Below are 16,325 nucleotides of genomic sequence, written 5' to 3' on the forward strand. Positions count from 1 at the left end.
CGCACAAAAGGCCCCCCTTCCGCGTTCGATAATTATTCTTATTAAGAGACCTGTCATTAACTGAAATAGAAAAAAATGACAACCCTGAAGATGTGTTTTAACTCATTATTAAAAAACACGGAACACGCCAAAAGAAATACAGCATTTCACTTGGAAAAAGGTGTGACTGTTTTATGACAGCCTAAACAAGACCTTTAAGAGAAGAGTTGAAAAAAAGCGACAAATCTCTAAGTAAATATTTTCTTAAAGTTCATTTATCGAATTTTTTTTTGGAAATTCAAGTGAATTGACCTACTTTACACAGAACTAAACTTTAAACTGAGTATATTTTATGACCGCTGAAAATCTGCCACATATTCGAGCCGGGCATCGCTCTTTTTTAGCCTTAGTCCTTATGCCGGAAAATCCTATTGATTTGTGGCTCTCCGCCTTAGAGCGGGAAATCGAGACAGCGCCTCACCTTTTTCGAGGACGTGCGGTTATTTTAGACCTTTCCGAAGTTAAGGAAAATACGCCTCAACTAACAGCTCTTCCCCAACGTTTGAGGGACATGGGACTCTTTATCACAGGTGTCGAAGGTCAAGCGGCCTATTGGCCGAGCTTAAAAGAATGGAATATTCCAATTGCCCCCAACAATGGCGGTCAACTTATTCCCCTTCAAAGTGAACTTGCCGAAGAAGCACAGCAACAGCCAAAAAAAACAGCGCTCATTATTGAAGAGACCATTCGTTCCGGACAGCTTTTCCAGCATGCTGAGGGGGATGTCATTATTATGGGAAATGTTTCTTGGGGTGCTGAAATTATTGCCGGAGGCTCTATTATTGTTTATGGGGCGCTTCGTGGTCGTGCGATTGCAGGGCTTGAGGGCGCCTCTGACGCACGTGTGATTGCACAGCAATTTGAAGCTGAGCTCATTGCTATTGATGGTTACTATTCCGTTCTTGAAAATTTTCCAGCCGATCTTATTGGAAAACCAGCACAAGCAAAACTGATCAATAAACGTGTTGAACTTTTAGGCATTCCATCATCAAAAACAGTAACAAGCACAAAAAGCACTAAGAAATAGCCTGTAAAAGTTAATGAAACTGCAATGGAAGCTAAAACCAAAAGAAGTAGAAGCCAAATAAACGCAATCTGTTGCTTAAATAGCACAAGCTTGTTTAGTTTCTAGATTTCTTTACTTTTTCTTGCTTCTTTATGTAGAACGCATAGTATAAACTTTCAGGACCTTAATAGATTTTCTATTTAACGTTCTCAGAATCTTTTGTCTAAAATATTCTGACATTTTCTTTTAAAGGAGTCAGCCGGGTCTATGGTTGAAGTCATTGTTATTACCTCTGGAAAAGGCGGGGTTGGAAAGACAACCTCAACGGCAGCTCTTGGTGCTGCACTAGCCAAAACCGGAAAAAACGTAGTGGTGGTAGATTTCGACGTCGGCCTCCGAAACTTAGACTTGGTCATGGGTGTAGAGCGTCGGGTTGTTTTTGACCTCATCAATGTCATTCAAGGGGATGCAAAACTTTCTCAGGCCCTCATCCGCTATCCGAAATGCGAAACGCTTTCCATTCTTCCTGCCTCCCAGACAAAAGATAAGGATAACCTTACCCTTGATGGGATTGCTAAAGTTATCGAAGAGCTTTCCAAAAGTTTTGACTATATTCTCTGTGACAGCCCAGCAGGTATCGAAAATGGTGCGCAGCATGCCATGTATTTTGCAGACAAAGCTGTGATTGTCACCAATCCAGAAGTGAGCTCAATTCGTGACTCTGACCGCATTATCGGTCTTTTAGACAGCAAAACAAAGAAAGTTGCCGACGGCGGACGTGTTCAAAAATATTTATTGGTCACACGTTTTGATCCCGTTCGTGCCGCACGTGAGGAAATGCTCAAAGTCGAAGAAGTCGAAGAGTTCCTTTCCATTCCATTGATTGGCGTCATTCCTGAAAGCAAGTTCATTCTTGAATCTTCGAATAAGGGTGAACCTGTTACAATTTATGCCCCTAATAGCCCTCCCGGTCAGGCCTATCAAGACGCTGGACGACGTTTACAGGGCGAAGATCTTGAGCTTGTTGTCCCATCTGGGAAACGGGGCGTCCTTGGTTTTTTATTCGGGCGCTAATGCTATAAAGAGGGGTGAACAATGATATTTGATCGCATTTTCGGGGCGAAAAAGCCAAAACCTATTTCAACCAGCTCAGTTGCAAAAGAACGGCTTCAAATTCTCTTAACGCATGAGCGTGGAAGCTGTGGGCTTGACCCAGAACTTCTGCTGGCTCTACGAGAGGATATTGTTACGGTTGTTGAAAAATACTTCCCTATTGATCGTAAAAGCCTCAATATTGACCTTAAACAACGGGAAGATCAATCTGGTGTCGAAATTGATATCGGATTTCCAAAAGGTCTAAAGCGCTAAGAGAGATACCTTCTCTCTAACGTTGTTTTCTTGAAAGCCAAGCAAGATGACGCCATGCAAGAAGTTCTGCAGGCGGGCCATTTTGCTTACATGCTTGCTCCAGTTGCAGGGTAATCTTTCCCGCTTTTTGAAGCGCAGACAAAGACCAGCGCTTCACAGAGGCCGTAAATTTATCCCGATCACGCCAAAAAATGGGCGGACGCAGTGTAGCAACAGCTTGGGCAGGACTTGTTCCAGCCTCAACACTTATCCTCGCCTTTTCCAATCGACGTATTTGATAAAAAACCCCTCTTGCATAAGCGATTGGATGCTGTCCCTCGGTAAGCGCCCTTCGAAAAGCAGCATCGGCTTTGGGATAATGTCCTGCAAAAGCCCATTGTATGGCTTCCCCCATATCTGCGGAAGCCGTATCACCTGTAATCTCTTGTAAATCCTCTTTGTCCAAAGGCACATTTGGCGTCGCATAAAGACAGAATTTTTCAATTTCTGATCTTAAGAGCGCCCGATCTCCTTCCATATGGGTGGAAAGCCAAATCTCCGCATCTTGCGTTAGGGTAATGTTCTCACGTGCAAGTTCTCGTCTAATCCAGTCTGAAATCTCTTGTCCTGTCGGCGGGTAGCAACCTATCGCAGCAATTTTAGGCGCTTTTTCAGCATATTTACGTAGGCGGGATTTTGAGGTTAGATTGCCTCCCTCCATTAAAATCAGAGGGATATCCCTATCCGAAGCGTTGACCGCTTCCAAGGCTGTTTTTAGCGGCGCTAGCGCCGCATCTGTGACATCTCTTAGAACAATGACACGCCGACCACCAAAAAAAGAAATTGCACCATATTCCTCGGCAAAGCGCTCTATTTCATCTCCCCCGATTGTGACCAATCGAAAAGAATCTTTCTCGCTTACTTTTAGCGCAAGTTCTCTTGTCCTCTCTGCAATCAGGCCCAAATCATCGCCATAAAAAAGCATGGCATGATAATTCTGAGGTGTCGCGAGAACAGTATGCGTCTCTTTAACAGAAATTTTCATTTTCCCACCCTGCCTTTTTTAACGCTTCAAAAGAGAATAGCTATTCATCTAAACCGTCACTGCCTGCGGCCGTTGTCGAAACAGAATTATCTGAATACCCCATAACTCCCATTGGAAACCCATCCGGCGAAACACTTTCTTGCGAAGCAACCCCCGACCCATTCTGTGCATCCGGATCAATATATTTACCCATTCGAGGCTTTGCGTGCCCAACAGATTGAACGCCGGATTTAAAAAATACAGCGATCCCCTGCGCCATCTGATCTGCTAAATTTTTAGCTACACGCCCTTCAACCGATTGGTTATTCATCGTTTCTGCAAAAGCCTCATTGATTGTTGGATCATAGCCATCCAAAGCCCGAGCACTGCCAGAAGCCAAAATTTTAGGATCAGGCCCTACCTTATAAAGATGCCAAGAGGCATAACCAAGGACCTGAATACGACCGGCGGTATTATCTGCATGAATACCGATATAAGAATATTCCAAGCCACCTGTCGCCCGCACAACATAGCCTTGCGGATCTTCGTTGCTTGCGCCAGACAATTGCTCCTGCAAAGCCAGACGCATTTCTTGCCCAAAACGTGTTGGAATATTAGCGACGAAGACTTGCTTCAGCTTGAGCTGAACTTTCGGATCATCTGCGCCAGAACTGCCATAGAGGGGATGAAAATCACATGAGCTAAGCGCTATTGCGAACAAAGGCAATGCTAAAGCCGACCGCAAAACGCAATTTTTTATACGCTTAAAGATTTTTTCACTCCCCTCAAATACGCTCTCTGGAAAAAGCCTTATTTTACAACAAAATTGACGATACGCCCTTTAACAACGATTTCCCTAACAATTTTCTTGCCTGCCATAGCTTGCTCCACATTCGGGAGGGCTTTTGCCAACGCCAGGATTTCCGCCTCTTCAATTTCAAGTGGAATTTCCAAAACGCCACGGACTTTACCATTCACCTGAACCGCAAGCTTTTGCACATTTTCCTGCAAAAATGCCTCTTGCGCTTTAGGCCATGGACGTTCCGCCGCAAGCTTTCCATTCGGATCAAGATGGACGATCAGCTCCTCTGCCAAATGCGGCATAATCGGCGCAATCAAGAGGGCTAAGACCTCCAATGCTTCACGGCGAGCTTTTTGAGATTCTTCGCCAACCCCTTCAAAGGCGCTCCGCATTGCGCCAACCAATTCATGCAAACGGGCCAAGGCAACATTCGGGATAAAAGATTCAAAGGCTTCGCTGACCGCTTTAATTGTTTTATGGGTCACCTGACGCAGTTTGAGCGCCTGATCTTTATCCTTTTGGTCGCTTCCTTCCGCTTTTTCTTCGGCAAGGATACGTTCCATGAGAGACTCAATCCGTTGCACAAAACGGGCAGAGGCGGCAACCCCTTCGGCTGTCCATTCCTGATCTCTCTCCGGTGGCGTATCTGATAAGACAAATAATCTTGCAATATCAGCGCCATATTCTGCAATGATCGCTTCTGGAGAAACCGTATTGCGGCGGGATTTAGACATTTTTTCAGAACGCCCGACATCAACCTCACGACCTGTCTCTTTATGGATCTTTTTGCCGTCTTTGTTGGTTTCAACTTCTTCAGGATAAAGCCACTGATTGTCTAATTTATAACTCTCATGCGTTACCATCCCCTGCGTAAAGAGGTTCGCAAAAGGCTCTGCCTTATCTACCAAGCCCGTTTTTTGCAAGGCCCGCATAAAGAAACGTGCATACAATAAATGTAAAATTGCATGTTCCACGCCGCCAATATATTCATTCACCGGCATGAAGCGTTCTGCAATCTGTTTATCAATCGGATTTTTGCTATGGGGTGACAAATAGCGCAAAGGATACCAGCCGCTATCCACAAAGGTATCAAGTGTATCTGTTTCCCGCTCTGCCTTAGCACCGCATTTTGGGCAATCGACATGCTTCCATGTCGGATGATGATCCAGCGGATTGCCTGAAACGGAGAAATCTGCATCTTCAGGCAGTTCTACAGGGAGCTGTTCATCTGGGACAGCGACATCACCGCATGTCTCACAGCGAATGATTGGGATCGGACATCCCCAATAACGCTGTCGACTTACCCCCCAATCCCTTAAACGGTAATTCGTTTCTTTTTTGCCAATATGATTTTTCTCAAGAAAAGAAATCACCTCTTTCTTTGCCTCGGAAATTTTCAAACCATTCAATGCCGGCCCAACACTTTCCTCACCATCGGCGGGAGAATTCATCAGCTTTCCAGCGGTAAACGGGATAAAATCTTTCGCCTCGACCCCATGTTGCAAAGCCTCATCGGAAAGCCTGGCAGGATGCCCAATATAAGGGATTTCCAGATCATATTTCTTTGCAAAATCATAATCTCTCTCATCCGCACAAGGGCAGCCAAAGAGCGCCCCTGTTCCATAATCAGAAAGCACAAAATTTGCCGCCCAAACAGGAATTTTCTTCCCTTTAAGAAAAGGATGCTGAACTTTTAAACCTGTATCAACGCCTTTTTTCTCCGCTTTGGAAAGGGTCTCTTCTGAGGTGCCCAACTGCGCACATTCTTGCTGAAAAGCTTTAAGCGCAGGATTTTTATCAAATTCCTTTTTGACCAAAGGATGATCCGGCGCTAAGGCGATAAAGGACATGCCGTAAAGCGTATCTGGACGTGTTGTGAAGATTTCGATTTCTTCGGAACCGTCCGTTAATTTCAATTTCAGACTTGCGCCAACGGACTTACCAATCCAGCGTTCTTGCATAATGCGAACACGTTCCGGCCAGCCCTCTTTCAAAGGGGCCGCATTTAATCCGTCTAAAAGATCTTCGGCAAAATCGGTAATCCGCAAAAACCATTGGGATAAGGTTTTCTTTTCGATCAAAGCCCCTGAACGCCAGCCTCTGCCATTCACAACCTGCTCATTTGCAAGCACAGTCATTTCAACAGGATCCCAGTTCACTTGGGATTCACGACGTTCTGCAAGACCGGATTTGATAAATTCTAAAAAGATTTTCTGCTGTGCCCCATAATATTCAGGATCACAGGTTGCAATTTCACGGCTCCAGTCAAAAGAGAAGCCAAGACGCTTAAGCGTCTTCCGCATGGCCGCAATATTGGCTCTTGTCCATGTTGCCGGATGGGTGCCTCGCTCTTTGGCCGCATTTTCTGCCGGCAGACCGAACGCATCCCAACCCATTGGATGCAAAACCTGTTTCCCTTGGGAACGATGATAACGGGCGACAACATCACCAAGTGCATAATTGCGAACATGCCCCATATGAAGCTGGCCAGACGGATATGGCCACATTTCCATCACATAATAAGGTTTAGGGGCATTGGCATCTTTCATTTCCGCATCGGAAATTTCAAAAAGCTTTTTCTGATCCCATGCTTTCTGCCAATGGACTTCTCTTTCCTTTAAAGATGTTTGCGTATTGATTTCACCTGTTTCTGACAGATTATCTTGTGTCATTTCATATCATCCGAAATTGTTTTTAAAATTCTATTCAAAGTAAAAAATCTAAAGGTTAGAGATTATGCGCTCTAAGCTGTCTCGCACGTTCTAAAATACGTGCGGTAATATCTGAAACAGTTTCACCGGCAACGGGCGTATCTTCCCAGCCGTCTTCGCCACAATTATTGCGGGAAAGATGAACCTGCCTAAAAATGGAAATCCGCAACGCATCCGAACGTAAACGGCGATCCAAAACATAAACCGCAATTTTAAAACGCTCTTCTTTCGTCGTCGGTGGCACATACCAATCGGTTAAAATCACACCGCCAACGGCATCGGCAGAAGCCAAAGGCATAAAGGAAAGCGTATCGAGCGCCCCACGCCAAATATAGGCATTCACGCCGCCCCGTAAATTATCGTTTCCACCTTCTGCGCCCCGATCAACCCCGACAAGGTGGTTTTTGGGCTTAACAAGATTGGCAGGGTTTCTCGTTTCAGCACAAGCTGCCAATGCCATAAATGCCATCAGCGAAAAGAGATATTTTTTTGTGTATGACCGTAATGTCATCATTTAATTTTCCAAGATGCCCTGAATTCTTTAAAGATTATCATTCTCTTATGCCATATTTTATCTTTATCTGTGAATTAAGAACAGCATGCCCCTTTAATCATTTTTTCGAACCTGATAATTAGTAAGCCACAGAATGGTTTTAAGTCCGCATAGCTCAGTAGGATAGAGCACAGGATTCCTAATCCTGGGGCCGTTGGTTCGAATCCAACTGTGGACATACCTCTTACCTCCGAAATAAGAAAAAATGAGATTTTAGGATAGAAATCCGAAACAATTTCCTACAAATTCATGATTTTGATGCCGCAGAATTGAAAATCTTTTACATTACCGGTGGCAATGGTTGTTTTCTGCCCTTTAACAATCGAGACGATGTGTGCTTCCAATTGAGGAATAGCTTATCCCCTCCTTCGTTAGAACTCTCAATAAGGGAAAAAGAGCCTTTGATTTTTGTCAAAAGCTCTTTTTTCATTTTTACTTACATTTTTAATTAAAGATTAAGCTTTTTTAGCCTGTGTTTTTTCCGCAGGCTTATCCTTCGCATGAAGGAAACCGCTAAAGCGGACACATTCTCTAAAATCATTCAAAACAGGAGCGGCCATTTTCAAAGAAACATTTCGGATTTCCTGTTTGGTTTTCTCTTTGCCATCCAGCGTATAGGTGATGGTGGCTTGGTTACTCTGGGAGAGAGCCTCCACTAATCCTGCCATCTGCTCTAGATTCACCGGCACGCCGATTTGATCCCCGCCAAGTGCCTGCATCGTCAAATTAGCCTGATATTTTCCCGCAGCGATTTTAACGGAGGTGAGAATATCTTTTTGCAAATGCCATTCTTTACCGACCGAACGCACTTCTAAACCTTTGGCAGAAGCACGAAGAATTAAATTTTGGTTCTGATCGCCTGCCACACAAAGATCAGGTTTTTGCGGCAATTTTAAATCCTTTTTGGGCACTGCTTTTGACGCATCAAGATGCATCATTGAGGCCCACATCCCCCCTTCCTTCATCAGATACATGCCTGCACCTAAATTTGTCGGCGTATTTTCATTCTGAACCGTTGGTGTTACGGCTGTTTTTCCAACAGCTTGATGCCCAGCGGCACAAAGACCTGTTGCGGCAAGCAGTGAAGGCAAAAAATGCTTCTTGAAAATCATGGCGTGTCCTTGATAGCTAAAATGAGAAGGGAAAGCTTAGTTCGTTACTTGCTTTGGGAACACTACCGGCTCTTCTGAATCTTTGGTTTCTTGTTTGAGGGGAAGAGGGGCTTCCAGCGGGGCAAAATGATGTGCCCTGACGCAATTTCTAAAAGCAAAAAAAACTTTTTCCGCTTTGGCAGGATTGATCTTCTTAACCTTCTTCGTATGGTGTGCGGTCGTATCAGCAAATGTGATACTACCTGCCTGACCTGTTTCCAAAGCTTTTAAAAGCACTGACATTTGGCTAAAGGAAACATCTGTATAAAAGCCTCTTTTATCCAAATATTTGAGATCATAATGCGCTTTGTAGCCATTACCTAAACGCATGTCGACACTATTTTTATCCTCTGGTGTCAGATGCCATTTTTGATCGTAGGTTCTGATCTGCATGTCTGATTGTGCAATCCGCAAAACCAGAGATTGATCTCTGGCACTGGCGACACAAATATCTGTCTTTTTCGTTTTTGGAACGAAATGTTCAAGCTGCACCCATGAGCCATCAACCTGTTTTAAGTGCAGCCCCTTGCCGACAGCGATATCCATCCCCTCTGCAAAAGCAGGATTGAGAGAAAATACCGAGCCAACGAACAAAGTTGCGAAAAAAGATTTTTTTAACATGATTTTCTGCGATCCTGTCCAAACAAAGCGGCCTGAATCACCCCAGCCCGTCCTTTTTCCTATTTATCAGAAACTTCTTTTAAAACACAAAATTATTTTACGGTATCTGCTAAACGGCTTTTTCTTTACAATTCCGTCCGAGCCTTTCTATTTTAAAAAAGATTTTTGATTTTCATCTTCTTATTCCTCAGGTAATCTATTTCTATGAGTACAGCCCCCTCTCAAAAAATCAGCCAAAAAGATCTTCCTCTCATGGCACAAGGGCTTATTGACGGCGAAAATGATTCTATTGCGCTTTTTGCCAACCTTTCCGCCCTCATTGCTGAAGCTTTCGAAAACACCAATTGGGTCGGCTTCTACCGTCTTATTGACAAAGAACTTGTTCTTGGCCCCTTTCAAGGCCGGATCGCCTGCACAAGAATTCCGCTTGGTAAAGGTGTTTGCGGCACAGCAGCGCTCGAAAAACGCACGTTAAGAATCAAAGATGTCCATGAATTTCCCGGACATATTGCCTGTGACGGCGCTTCAAATTCTGAGATTGTCGTGCCACTTCTTGGAAAAGAAGACAAACTTTATGGTGTTTTGGATATCGACAGCCCTGAAAAAGGACGTTTTTCTCAGGAAGAGCAAATGCTTTTAGAAAAGATCGCCGCGCATCTTAGCGCACATCTTGATAATATTTTTCCTTCTTAAAAGAGAAATTTATGCCTTTTTTACAAAAACCCGGAATGTCTGATTATGAACATGGGCGGCAAATGTGGGACTCTTTGCGCCCCGGTGTTGCTTATGCCATTCGGGAATATATGTTTCAGGGCAGAAAATTCGAGCTGAAAGACTGGGAAAAGGAAAACGCCTATCATGTTGTTTGTGAAAAGCCCAATGATCGAGGCGAATATGAGCTACACCCCCATGTTCACACCTATTTAAAAGAACATTTTAAACGCCCTTTTTTGGGGCATTTAAGCCTCCCTTTTAATTTTTAAGAGATTGACTTTAAATAAAATGTTCGCCTCGCTCCTCCAGAAAAAAAATCTTCTGCCTTATTTTATCGCTTTTTTTATTGGTCTTTTTTTTCTATCTCTCACAGCGCCTTTTCCAGCTTGGTATGGAAATGTTTCCGAGGCCGTCTTTCATCTGGATGGCGATAATCTACAACATATTACAGGAAGCCTTTATTTCCTCCGTGAAAATTGGCACTGGCCGCTCTTTAGCGTTGAGAATTTGGAATATCCCTTTCGCCCCACAATCGGGCAGACAGATTCCATTCCGCTTTTTACACTTACCCTAAAAATTATCGCCTCTCTGACAGGCGCTCAGATTCAAACAATCTCCCCTTATTACTGCCTTTCTATCTTACTTCAGCCGATCGCCGCTGTTTTTGCCCTGCGCTCTATGGGGGGCAGAGATTTAAAAAGCGCCATTGCCGCAGCTATTTTAGCCTCGACCCTCCCAACATGGTGGATCAGAGGTGTTCATATCGCTCTTTTTGGCCAATGGATTATTTTGATCGCACTAGGGGCTTATTTCAATGCGATGAAGGAAAATAGCCTTAAATGGAATATTTTTCTTAATCTCTGGACGGCTTTAAGCTTTCTTATCCATCCCTATCTTTGCGTGATGCTTCTCGCTATTGCAGCCTCTGTGCCACTTTCCGCCTTGGCCCGGAAAAAATTTTCCTTCGCCTGCCATTCTCTTTTTGGACTGATCGGGGCGCTTTTTGCGATTGTTCTCATTGCGCTTACCTGTGGCTATACAAATAATATTGTGCTGATCGGCGGCAGTTTCAAAGATCTCTCTATGGATCTCCTAGCCCCTTTTTGGCCTGAAAATTCTCCGATTTTCCATGCTAAAAATATCAATCCCTCTATGGAAGGATTTCAATATCTTGGCATTGGCCTGCTCATACTTTTCTGCCTTGCCCTTTGGAAAGCCTTCCAGCTTCATCCTTTAAAAGAAATTCTTTGGCGGCATGTTGGCCTTCTTCTCGCATGCTTCGGCCTCTTTTTCATTGCTACAGGCCAGCTCCATATTGCCGGAATACGTCCCCTTGGAGATTTTACTTTCGGCTTTCCCCTCTCCGAAGAGTTGCGTTCCTGTGGACGGTTTTTCTGGCCGATTTCCTACCTTATCATTCTCTGCACCCTCTATCTTTTAAGAAATCTCAAATGGCAGATTTGGCTTCCTTTGATGGGTGCCTGCCTCTCCCTGCAAATGATTGAACGTGGGGCCCATTGGGGAGATGGCGGTACAAATGTTTATACCGCCCCGGCAACCCAAGAAGAAAAGGATTATATTGCCCTCGTTCAGCAACATGATTTCGTTCAAATCTATCCACGCCTTGAATGTTCAACTTTTTCTAAAGATTTTTATGAATCAATGCGGGCTATCTATGCCGCAGCGCTCAAAGATATTCCCGTCAATTCCATGTATTTGGCACGCACGCCGAAACCCGCCGCTTGTCCCCTCTCCGAGAAAGAAGATTTTATACCGACAGATCATCCCAACAGTCTTTATGTTTTAACGGGAAAAGAACGTAAGAAATCTATTGCAATTTTAAAAACATACCAGCCTAAAATCGCCTGCCAAAAAATAACGGAAACCGTCTCTTTCTGTTCGCAGAAAATCGGAAAGCAGAAAGCGCATGAGAATTAAACTGGCATAAAGGGGATAAATATGCTCTGATTTACGCTTATTCGCTTAATAATAATTTATGATTTAGGAGCTCTTATGGTTTCGCCCTTTATATCTTCTGTCAGCGCTTTTTTTGTAACCGCTGCACTAATTGATATTCCTCCCGGCCTCGAACTGCTCCTTGCGATTTCAACAACAACAACAATCGGCCGCCGGGCGGGGATCGGCGTTGGCGTTGGTGTCGGTTTTGGTATTTTTAGCTGGTGTCTTGCCTCTATCATTGGCTTGAGCAATCTGGTGATGCATTCCCCAAGTATCTTTCAACTCATCAAATGGGTCGGCATTGCCTATCTAGTATGGATTGCCGGCAATTTTATCTGGAGCGCCATTCGTAACACAGACCCAATGAAAGGGACTGAAAATACAAAACATCTGGCCCGGCAAAATACCCTCTTCGCCGGTTTCAAACAGGGGTATCTGACCTCTATTCTCAACCCGAATATTGCCCTGATGTTTCTGGTGATTTTTACGCCCTTTATCCCACATGGGCAGCCTTTTAAACCTTGGATCTTTTTTTACGGCGTTTCTGAATCTCTCATGGAAACAGCCTATCTTCTTCTTGTTGCCTTGCTTGCCGCCCCCATGACGCAATTATTAAAAAATGACCGTGTGCGGGATTGGTTTGAAGGGATTGCCGGTGTCATCCTTCTCATCATTGCCATCCAAATCGCTCTTACCTCTGCACCGAGCTAAAAAATGATTATCGTTGTTGTTGTTATTTTACTTTTAGCCTTTGTCGTTATTTTCTAAAAAACTGCCAAAATCTCAAAAAGTCTCTCTATCTTTGGGGAGGCTTTTTGACCTCTATGCACTTTCTGCCTATAAAGCGCCTAGGCTGGATTATCGTTTGAACTTTTGAAATTATTCCCTTTATGAAAAAAACTTTTTTTATGGCATCCTCTGCCATCCTCTTTGCAGGATGCCAGGCACCGCCGATTGCCCACACAACCCATGATAAACGCATCACTGAGGCCAAAACAGCAATACAATTCCTCTCTAAACGCTACCAGCAATTAAAAATCGAAGAAAAAAAAGTCGCAAGCCTTAACTGTCCCCCTGTCAAGAAAAGAGACGAAAAGGCAGAGAGGATGCTTAACCGTCTCCATGCCGCTGCCGTGCACCCGCATGAGGGGCAATCGTCATTCCACATCCCGACGCATTTAGATCTTCAAAATGCTGAGAAAGACCTTGACAAACTAAGCGCTGCGATCGAAGAATGCCAAGATCATCCGCAAGCGGAAATAGAAGATTTCAAAGAAGAAAAACTTTAAAATCTCACTTCTGAAAAAAAACGATGGGGAGCGTTAACGCAGCGAGCGTAATGACAATAGCGGTTCCCATTTCCAATCCTTTTAAGTCAGTCTAAAAATCGCTTTTCCTATTTTGCACATTAAAGAAAAGGCGTAAAGGAAGCGTATCATCCTTTCAAAGAGGAAACTCTAAATGTCTGATAATTGGGGCTTTGGCCCACGCATTCCAAATTTAAATAAAAAAATTGCGGCGAGACTGTCGGTCAAACGTCTCATCGAAAATAAACTCGGACTAAAAATGCCCAGAGGTTACGGCTGGCTGAGAGACCCTAAAAAAGCGCTTTATAACCGCTATTATTATCGCAAGAATAAACTCTGGGGAATGCTCTTCCAAACGCTTCTCAATTTCCTCACCAAAACACGCCGCTAACAGCAAAGAAAGGCCTTGCCCATGACCAATCTTTCTTCCAAAATCGGAAAATTCACTTTTCCTAATCTTTTGATGAATGCCGCTGGCGTTTACTGCCAAACACAACAGGAACTTGACCTCATTCTCACCTCCCAAGCCGGGGCTGTTGTCACCAAAAGTGCCACACTCGACAAAAGAGAAGGCAACCCGACCCCACGTCAAGAGCTGCTCCCTATCGGAAGTATCAATTCGATGGGACTACCTAATCTGGGCTTTAACTATTATCTTGATTACGCTTTGCGGAAACAGGCAGAGGGAAATCACAACCCTGTTATTCTTTCCATTTCAGGCCTAAGCATTTCTGAAAATATAAAAATGCTTTCCCATATTATGGAAAGTGATTTTAGCGGCCTGACAGAGCTAAATCTTTCCTGCCCCAATGTCGTTGGCAAGGCACAAGTCGGCTATGATTACGCCTCTATGAAAGAGGTTTTAACAGAGGCTTTTGCCCTTTTTAAAAAACCGCTTGGTATAAAATTACCACCTTATTTTGATTTTTTCCAATTTGATGCTGTTGCGGAAATTCTCAATCAATTCCCGCTCGCTTATGTCAATCTGATTAATTCGGTCGGCAATGGCCTTGCCATTGATCCCGAAACCGAAACGGCGCTTATTCGTCCTAAAGGCGGTTTCGGTGGGTTGGGCGGCGAAATGATTAAAGCCACCGCCTTAGCCAATGTCCGTGCCATGCGCCTACGTCTCAAAGAGGAAATCCGCATTATCGGCACAGGCGGCGTAAAAACAGGACAGGATGTTTTTGAACATGTGCTCTGCGGTGCTGACCTTGTGCAAATCGGTACAGAACTCTGGCGGGAAGGGCCTGAGATTTTTGCACGTCTAAGCCAAGAGCTTTCCGAAATCATGCAACGTAAAAATTATACAAGTCTCTCGGATTTCCGAGGAAAATTAAAAAATATCGCCTAAACAAAAACCCCCTGCTTTCACAGGGGGTTTTCTTTAGCCTTGAGTGCTCTCTCTCGTCAGAGGAGATCAATAAGGCGCAAACATCGCTGAGGCAACACCGCCATTCTGAATGGCTGTGCGTAAAGACCCTACTTTGGCCTCAAACTCCGCTGTGAAATATCCCCGAACCGCATCAAAACATGGTAAGGAGAAGCCGTCTGCCGGCGCACCTTTTTGGGCAATTTCAATTTGCTCAGGACTTAGCGCTGGTTCATTGAGCGCATAACGCTCCCCATTGCAGCGAACCCCGCGCAAATATTCCAGCAATAGCGCACACATAAAGGCCGCTCTTTTCTCTTCTGTTTTTCCAGAAAGCGCATTTTTAATCGTTTCAGACCAGAAAACCAGTGCCTTGGAAACAGAATCCCCTGTAATACGGACGCATGTGTCTTGAAGGGCCGCATTCCGGAAACGGGCAATGACCTGATCGGCATATTCCGGCAAATGAATTCCCGGAGGTGTCTGAACCGTTGGCAGAATATCCTCTTTTAAAACGATGTCGACAAACTCGCTGAGCGCTTTATTTTGGACAGCATCATCAATAAAGGAAATATTTTCCAACATCCCTGCAAGCCCAAGAATCAAATGGGTTTCATTCAGAATTCTAAGCTTTGCCTGCTCAAACCCTTCAATACCGGAAACAACGGCATTTCTTTCCTCATTGCCGCCGCTATGTTCCAAATCCCCCGCAATCTGCCCGCCAGCAATAAATTGCACACCGACTTTTGAAAAATCAGGACGGCCATCACTGAAATTATCCTCTAGCACCCATTGGGTGAATTCTTCGGAAAGAACAGGCAGGAGATCATGCACTTTATTGAGAAGGTTAATATCTTCTTTACGCTTTTGATCTAAGGTTGGGGTGATACGATCCACCATAGAGTTCGGGAAAGCCACATTTTCTGCAACCCATTTGCCAAGCTCCACATTTCTTGCCTTTGCAAAACTTGTAAAAGCTTTAAAGGCTGTCTTACCGTTATGAAGCACATTATCACAGGACATAATGGTAAAAGGTGCAATCCCTGCCGCATGACGGCGATTCAATGCCTCAATCACAAAACCGAAAACCGTTTTTGGCATCTCAGGATTTTTAAGATCATGCACAATATCAGGATGATTTAGGCAGAACTCCCCGGAGGCCGCATTGATGTTATAACCGCCTTCGGTAATGGTCAAAGAAACAATTTTTGTTTCCGGACGTGTCAACACCTCAAGCACTTTAGCCGGATTTTCAGGCGCATAAAGATGATCACAAATCGAGCCGATCAAGGCACTTTTATGCGTCCCGTCCTCTTTAAACTGCGTTAACGTATAAAGATTATCCTGCTTGGCATAATCTTCATTTTTCTGCACATTTTCAGGACTTGCAATGACTTCAACCCCTGTAATGCCCCACGCCTCATGACCGGGAACAGCCAATAAGCGATTCATGTAAGAGGCAAGATGGGAACGATAGAAATTGCCAAGACCGAAATGGACAATCCCACTTGTTACTTTGGAGCGGTCGTAGCCGGGCTTTTCAATATCGACAGGAAGTTTAGAAATGTTTTTCTGATTAATCGGTAAATGCGTATTTTTTTTAAAGAACGACATGTTAAGTATCTCCTAAAAGGAACATAACGATTTTTCTAAAAGGAAAGAGGAACTAAGGGTTTCACCTGCCTTTTTTACTTTTGTTAAGCTATCACCTCTTTAGAA

General features: G+C 44.2%; 17 protein-coding genes and 1 tRNA gene. 11 read left to right on the top strand and 7 right to left on the bottom strand.

Translation table 11 applies throughout. The features are described 5' to 3' along the window. The first annotated feature begins 331 nt into the window (after window positions 1-331). The 3 genes from minC (at window position 332) to minE (ending at window position 2,413) form a co-directional block, all read left to right on the top strand. Entirely contained in the window at window positions 332-1,066 is a 735-nt protein-coding gene (gene minC, locus FAI41_02775; GenBank protein QCE32590.1) for a septum formation inhibitor MinC, read from the top strand. Between the two features lie 246 nt (window positions 1,067-1,312). Next, a complete protein-coding gene (minD, locus tag FAI41_02780) occupies window positions 1,313-2,119 on the top strand; it encodes a septum site-determining protein MinD (protein ID QCE32591.1) in 807 nt (268 codons plus the stop codon). A gap of 21 nt (window positions 2,120-2,140) precedes the next feature. Beyond that, window positions 2,141-2,413: a cell division topological specificity factor MinE gene (gene minE, locus FAI41_02785; protein ID QCE32592.1), complete on the top strand. Its 273-nt coding sequence runs from the start codon at window positions 2,141-2,143 to the stop codon at window positions 2,411-2,413. 16 nt (window positions 2,414-2,429) lie between these two features. Here the strand turns inward: minE and FAI41_02790 are convergent, their stop codons facing one another. The 4 genes from FAI41_02790 to FAI41_02805 are packed head-to-tail and all read right to left on the bottom strand — an operon-like array spanning window position 2,430 to window position 7,398. Continuing rightward, on the bottom strand, window positions 2,430-3,437 hold the full coding sequence (locus FAI41_02790) for a DNA polymerase III subunit delta (protein QCE32593.1): 1,008 nt from the start codon (window positions 3,435-3,437) through the stop codon (window positions 2,430-2,432). A gap of 40 nt (window positions 3,438-3,477) precedes the next feature. Beyond that, window positions 3,478-4,230, bottom strand: coding sequence for a hypothetical protein (locus FAI41_02795; protein QCE32594.1), 753 nt, complete (start codon window positions 4,228-4,230; stop codon window positions 3,478-3,480). Continuing rightward, window positions 4,227-6,890 carry a leucine--tRNA ligase gene (locus FAI41_02800; GenBank protein QCE32595.1) on the bottom strand — a complete coding sequence of 888 codons (2,664 nt, stop codon included), beginning with the start codon at window positions 6,888-6,890 and terminating at the stop codon, window positions 4,227-4,229. Before FAI41_02800 ends, FAI41_02795 begins: the two co-directional genes overlap by 4 nt. A gap of 55 nt (window positions 6,891-6,945) precedes the next feature. Continuing rightward, window positions 6,946-7,398 (bottom strand): DUF3576 domain-containing protein, encoded by a 453-nt coding sequence (locus FAI41_02805; GenBank protein QCE33770.1) that lies wholly within the window; start codon window positions 7,396-7,398, stop codon window positions 6,946-6,948. A gap of 188 nt (window positions 7,399-7,586) precedes the next feature. Here FAI41_02805 and FAI41_02810 point away from each other — a divergent pair. Beyond that, a tRNA-Arg gene (locus FAI41_02810) sits at window positions 7,587-7,660 on the top strand. 277 nt (window positions 7,661-7,937) lie between these two features. Here the strand turns inward: FAI41_02810 and FAI41_02815 are convergent. Together FAI41_02815 and FAI41_02820 are read right to left on the bottom strand one after the other, a co-directional pair. Next, window positions 7,938-8,594: a hypothetical protein gene (locus FAI41_02815; GenBank protein ID QCE32596.1), complete on the bottom strand. Its 657-nt coding sequence runs from the start codon at window positions 8,592-8,594 to the stop codon at window positions 7,938-7,940. 36 nt (window positions 8,595-8,630) lie between these two features. Next, a complete protein-coding gene (locus FAI41_02820; GenBank protein ID QCE32597.1) occupies window positions 8,631-9,254 on the bottom strand; it encodes a hypothetical protein in 624 nt (207 codons plus the stop codon). 204 nt (window positions 9,255-9,458) lie between these two features. Between FAI41_02820 and FAI41_02825 the strand changes: the two genes are divergently transcribed. The 7 genes from FAI41_02825 (at window position 9,459) to FAI41_02855 (ending at window position 14,588) form a co-directional block, all read left to right on the top strand. Further along, complete coding sequence (locus FAI41_02825) at window positions 9,459-9,947, top strand: GAF domain-containing protein (GenBank protein QCE32598.1); 489 nt, start codon at window positions 9,459-9,461, stop codon at window positions 9,945-9,947. An 11-nt stretch (window positions 9,948-9,958) separates the two neighbouring features. After that, window positions 9,959-10,237: a hypothetical protein gene (locus FAI41_02830; protein ID QCE32599.1), complete on the top strand. Its 279-nt coding sequence runs from the start codon at window positions 9,959-9,961 to the stop codon at window positions 10,235-10,237. A 19-nt stretch (window positions 10,238-10,256) separates the two neighbouring features. Further along, window positions 10,257-11,906 (top strand): hypothetical protein, encoded by a 1,650-nt coding sequence (locus FAI41_02835; protein ID QCE32600.1) that lies wholly within the window; start codon window positions 10,257-10,259, stop codon window positions 11,904-11,906. A gap of 75 nt (window positions 11,907-11,981) precedes the next feature. Beyond that, window positions 11,982-12,638: a LysE family translocator gene (locus tag FAI41_02840; protein QCE32601.1), complete on the top strand. Its 657-nt coding sequence runs from the start codon at window positions 11,982-11,984 to the stop codon at window positions 12,636-12,638. Window positions 12,639-12,835: 197 nt separating this feature from the next. Further along, a complete protein-coding gene (locus tag FAI41_02845) occupies window positions 12,836-13,216 on the top strand; it encodes a hypothetical protein (protein QCE32602.1) in 381 nt (126 codons plus the stop codon). 172 nt (window positions 13,217-13,388) lie between these two features. Beyond that, a complete protein-coding gene (locus tag FAI41_02850; GenBank protein ID QCE32603.1) occupies window positions 13,389-13,625 on the top strand; it encodes a hypothetical protein in 237 nt (78 codons plus the stop codon). A 21-nt stretch (window positions 13,626-13,646) separates the two neighbouring features. Continuing rightward, on the top strand, window positions 13,647-14,588 hold the full coding sequence (locus tag FAI41_02855) for a dihydroorotate oxidase (protein QCE32604.1): 942 nt from the start codon (window positions 13,647-13,649) through the stop codon (window positions 14,586-14,588). A 66-nt stretch (window positions 14,589-14,654) separates the two neighbouring features. Here the strand turns inward: FAI41_02855 and FAI41_02860 are convergent, their stop codons facing one another. Continuing rightward, window positions 14,655-16,220, bottom strand: a complete 1,566-nt coding sequence (locus tag FAI41_02860; protein ID QCE32605.1) for a mannitol dehydrogenase family protein — start codon at window positions 16,218-16,220, stop codon at window positions 14,655-14,657. Window positions 16,221-16,325 lie beyond the last annotated feature (105 nt).

It is taken from the genome of Acetobacteraceae bacterium (genome assembly GCA_004843165.1).
Lineage (GTDB): Bacteria > Pseudomonadota > Alphaproteobacteria > Acetobacterales > Acetobacteraceae.

Bases quoted from the DNA above. Each gene is read 5' to 3' on its own strand.
- minC (QCE32590.1), top strand. From the start codon at position 332: ATGACCGCTGAAAATCTGCCACATATTCGAGCCGGGCATCGCTCTTTT.
- minD (QCE32591.1), top strand. From the start codon at position 1,313: ATGGTTGAAGTCATTGTTATTACCTCTGGAAAAGGCGGGGTTGGAAAG.
- minE (QCE32592.1), top strand. From the start codon at position 2,141: ATGATATTTGATCGCATTTTCGGGGCGAAAAAGCCAAAACCTATTTCA.
- FAI41_02790 (QCE32593.1), bottom strand. From the start codon at position 3,437: ATGAAAATTTCTGTTAAAGAGACGCATACTGTTCTCGCGACACCTCAG.
- FAI41_02800 (QCE32595.1), bottom strand. From the start codon at position 6,890: ATGACACAAGATAATCTGTCAGAAACAGGTGAAATCAATACGCAAACA.
- FAI41_02805 (QCE33770.1), bottom strand. From the start codon at position 7,398: ATGGCATTTATGGCATTGGCAGCTTGTGCTGAAACGAGAAACCCTGCC.
- FAI41_02815 (QCE32596.1), bottom strand. From the start codon at position 8,594: ATGATTTTCAAGAAGCATTTTTTGCCTTCACTGCTTGCCGCAACAGGT.
- FAI41_02820 (QCE32597.1), bottom strand. From the start codon at position 9,254: ATGTTAAAAAAATCTTTTTTCGCAACTTTGTTCGTTGGCTCGGTATTT.
- FAI41_02825 (QCE32598.1), top strand. From the start codon at position 9,459: ATGAGTACAGCCCCCTCTCAAAAAATCAGCCAAAAAGATCTTCCTCTC.
- FAI41_02830 (QCE32599.1), top strand. From the start codon at position 9,959: ATGCCTTTTTTACAAAAACCCGGAATGTCTGATTATGAACATGGGCGG.
- FAI41_02835 (QCE32600.1), top strand. From the start codon at position 10,257: ATGTTCGCCTCGCTCCTCCAGAAAAAAAATCTTCTGCCTTATTTTATC.
- FAI41_02840 (QCE32601.1), top strand. From the start codon at position 11,982: ATGGTTTCGCCCTTTATATCTTCTGTCAGCGCTTTTTTTGTAACCGCT.
- FAI41_02845 (QCE32602.1), top strand. From the start codon at position 12,836: ATGGCATCCTCTGCCATCCTCTTTGCAGGATGCCAGGCACCGCCGATT.
- FAI41_02850 (QCE32603.1), top strand. From the start codon at position 13,389: ATGTCTGATAATTGGGGCTTTGGCCCACGCATTCCAAATTTAAATAAA.
- FAI41_02855 (QCE32604.1), top strand. From the start codon at position 13,647: ATGACCAATCTTTCTTCCAAAATCGGAAAATTCACTTTTCCTAATCTT.
- FAI41_02860 (QCE32605.1), bottom strand. From the start codon at position 16,220: ATGTCGTTCTTTAAAAAAAATACGCATTTACCGATTAATCAGAAAAAC.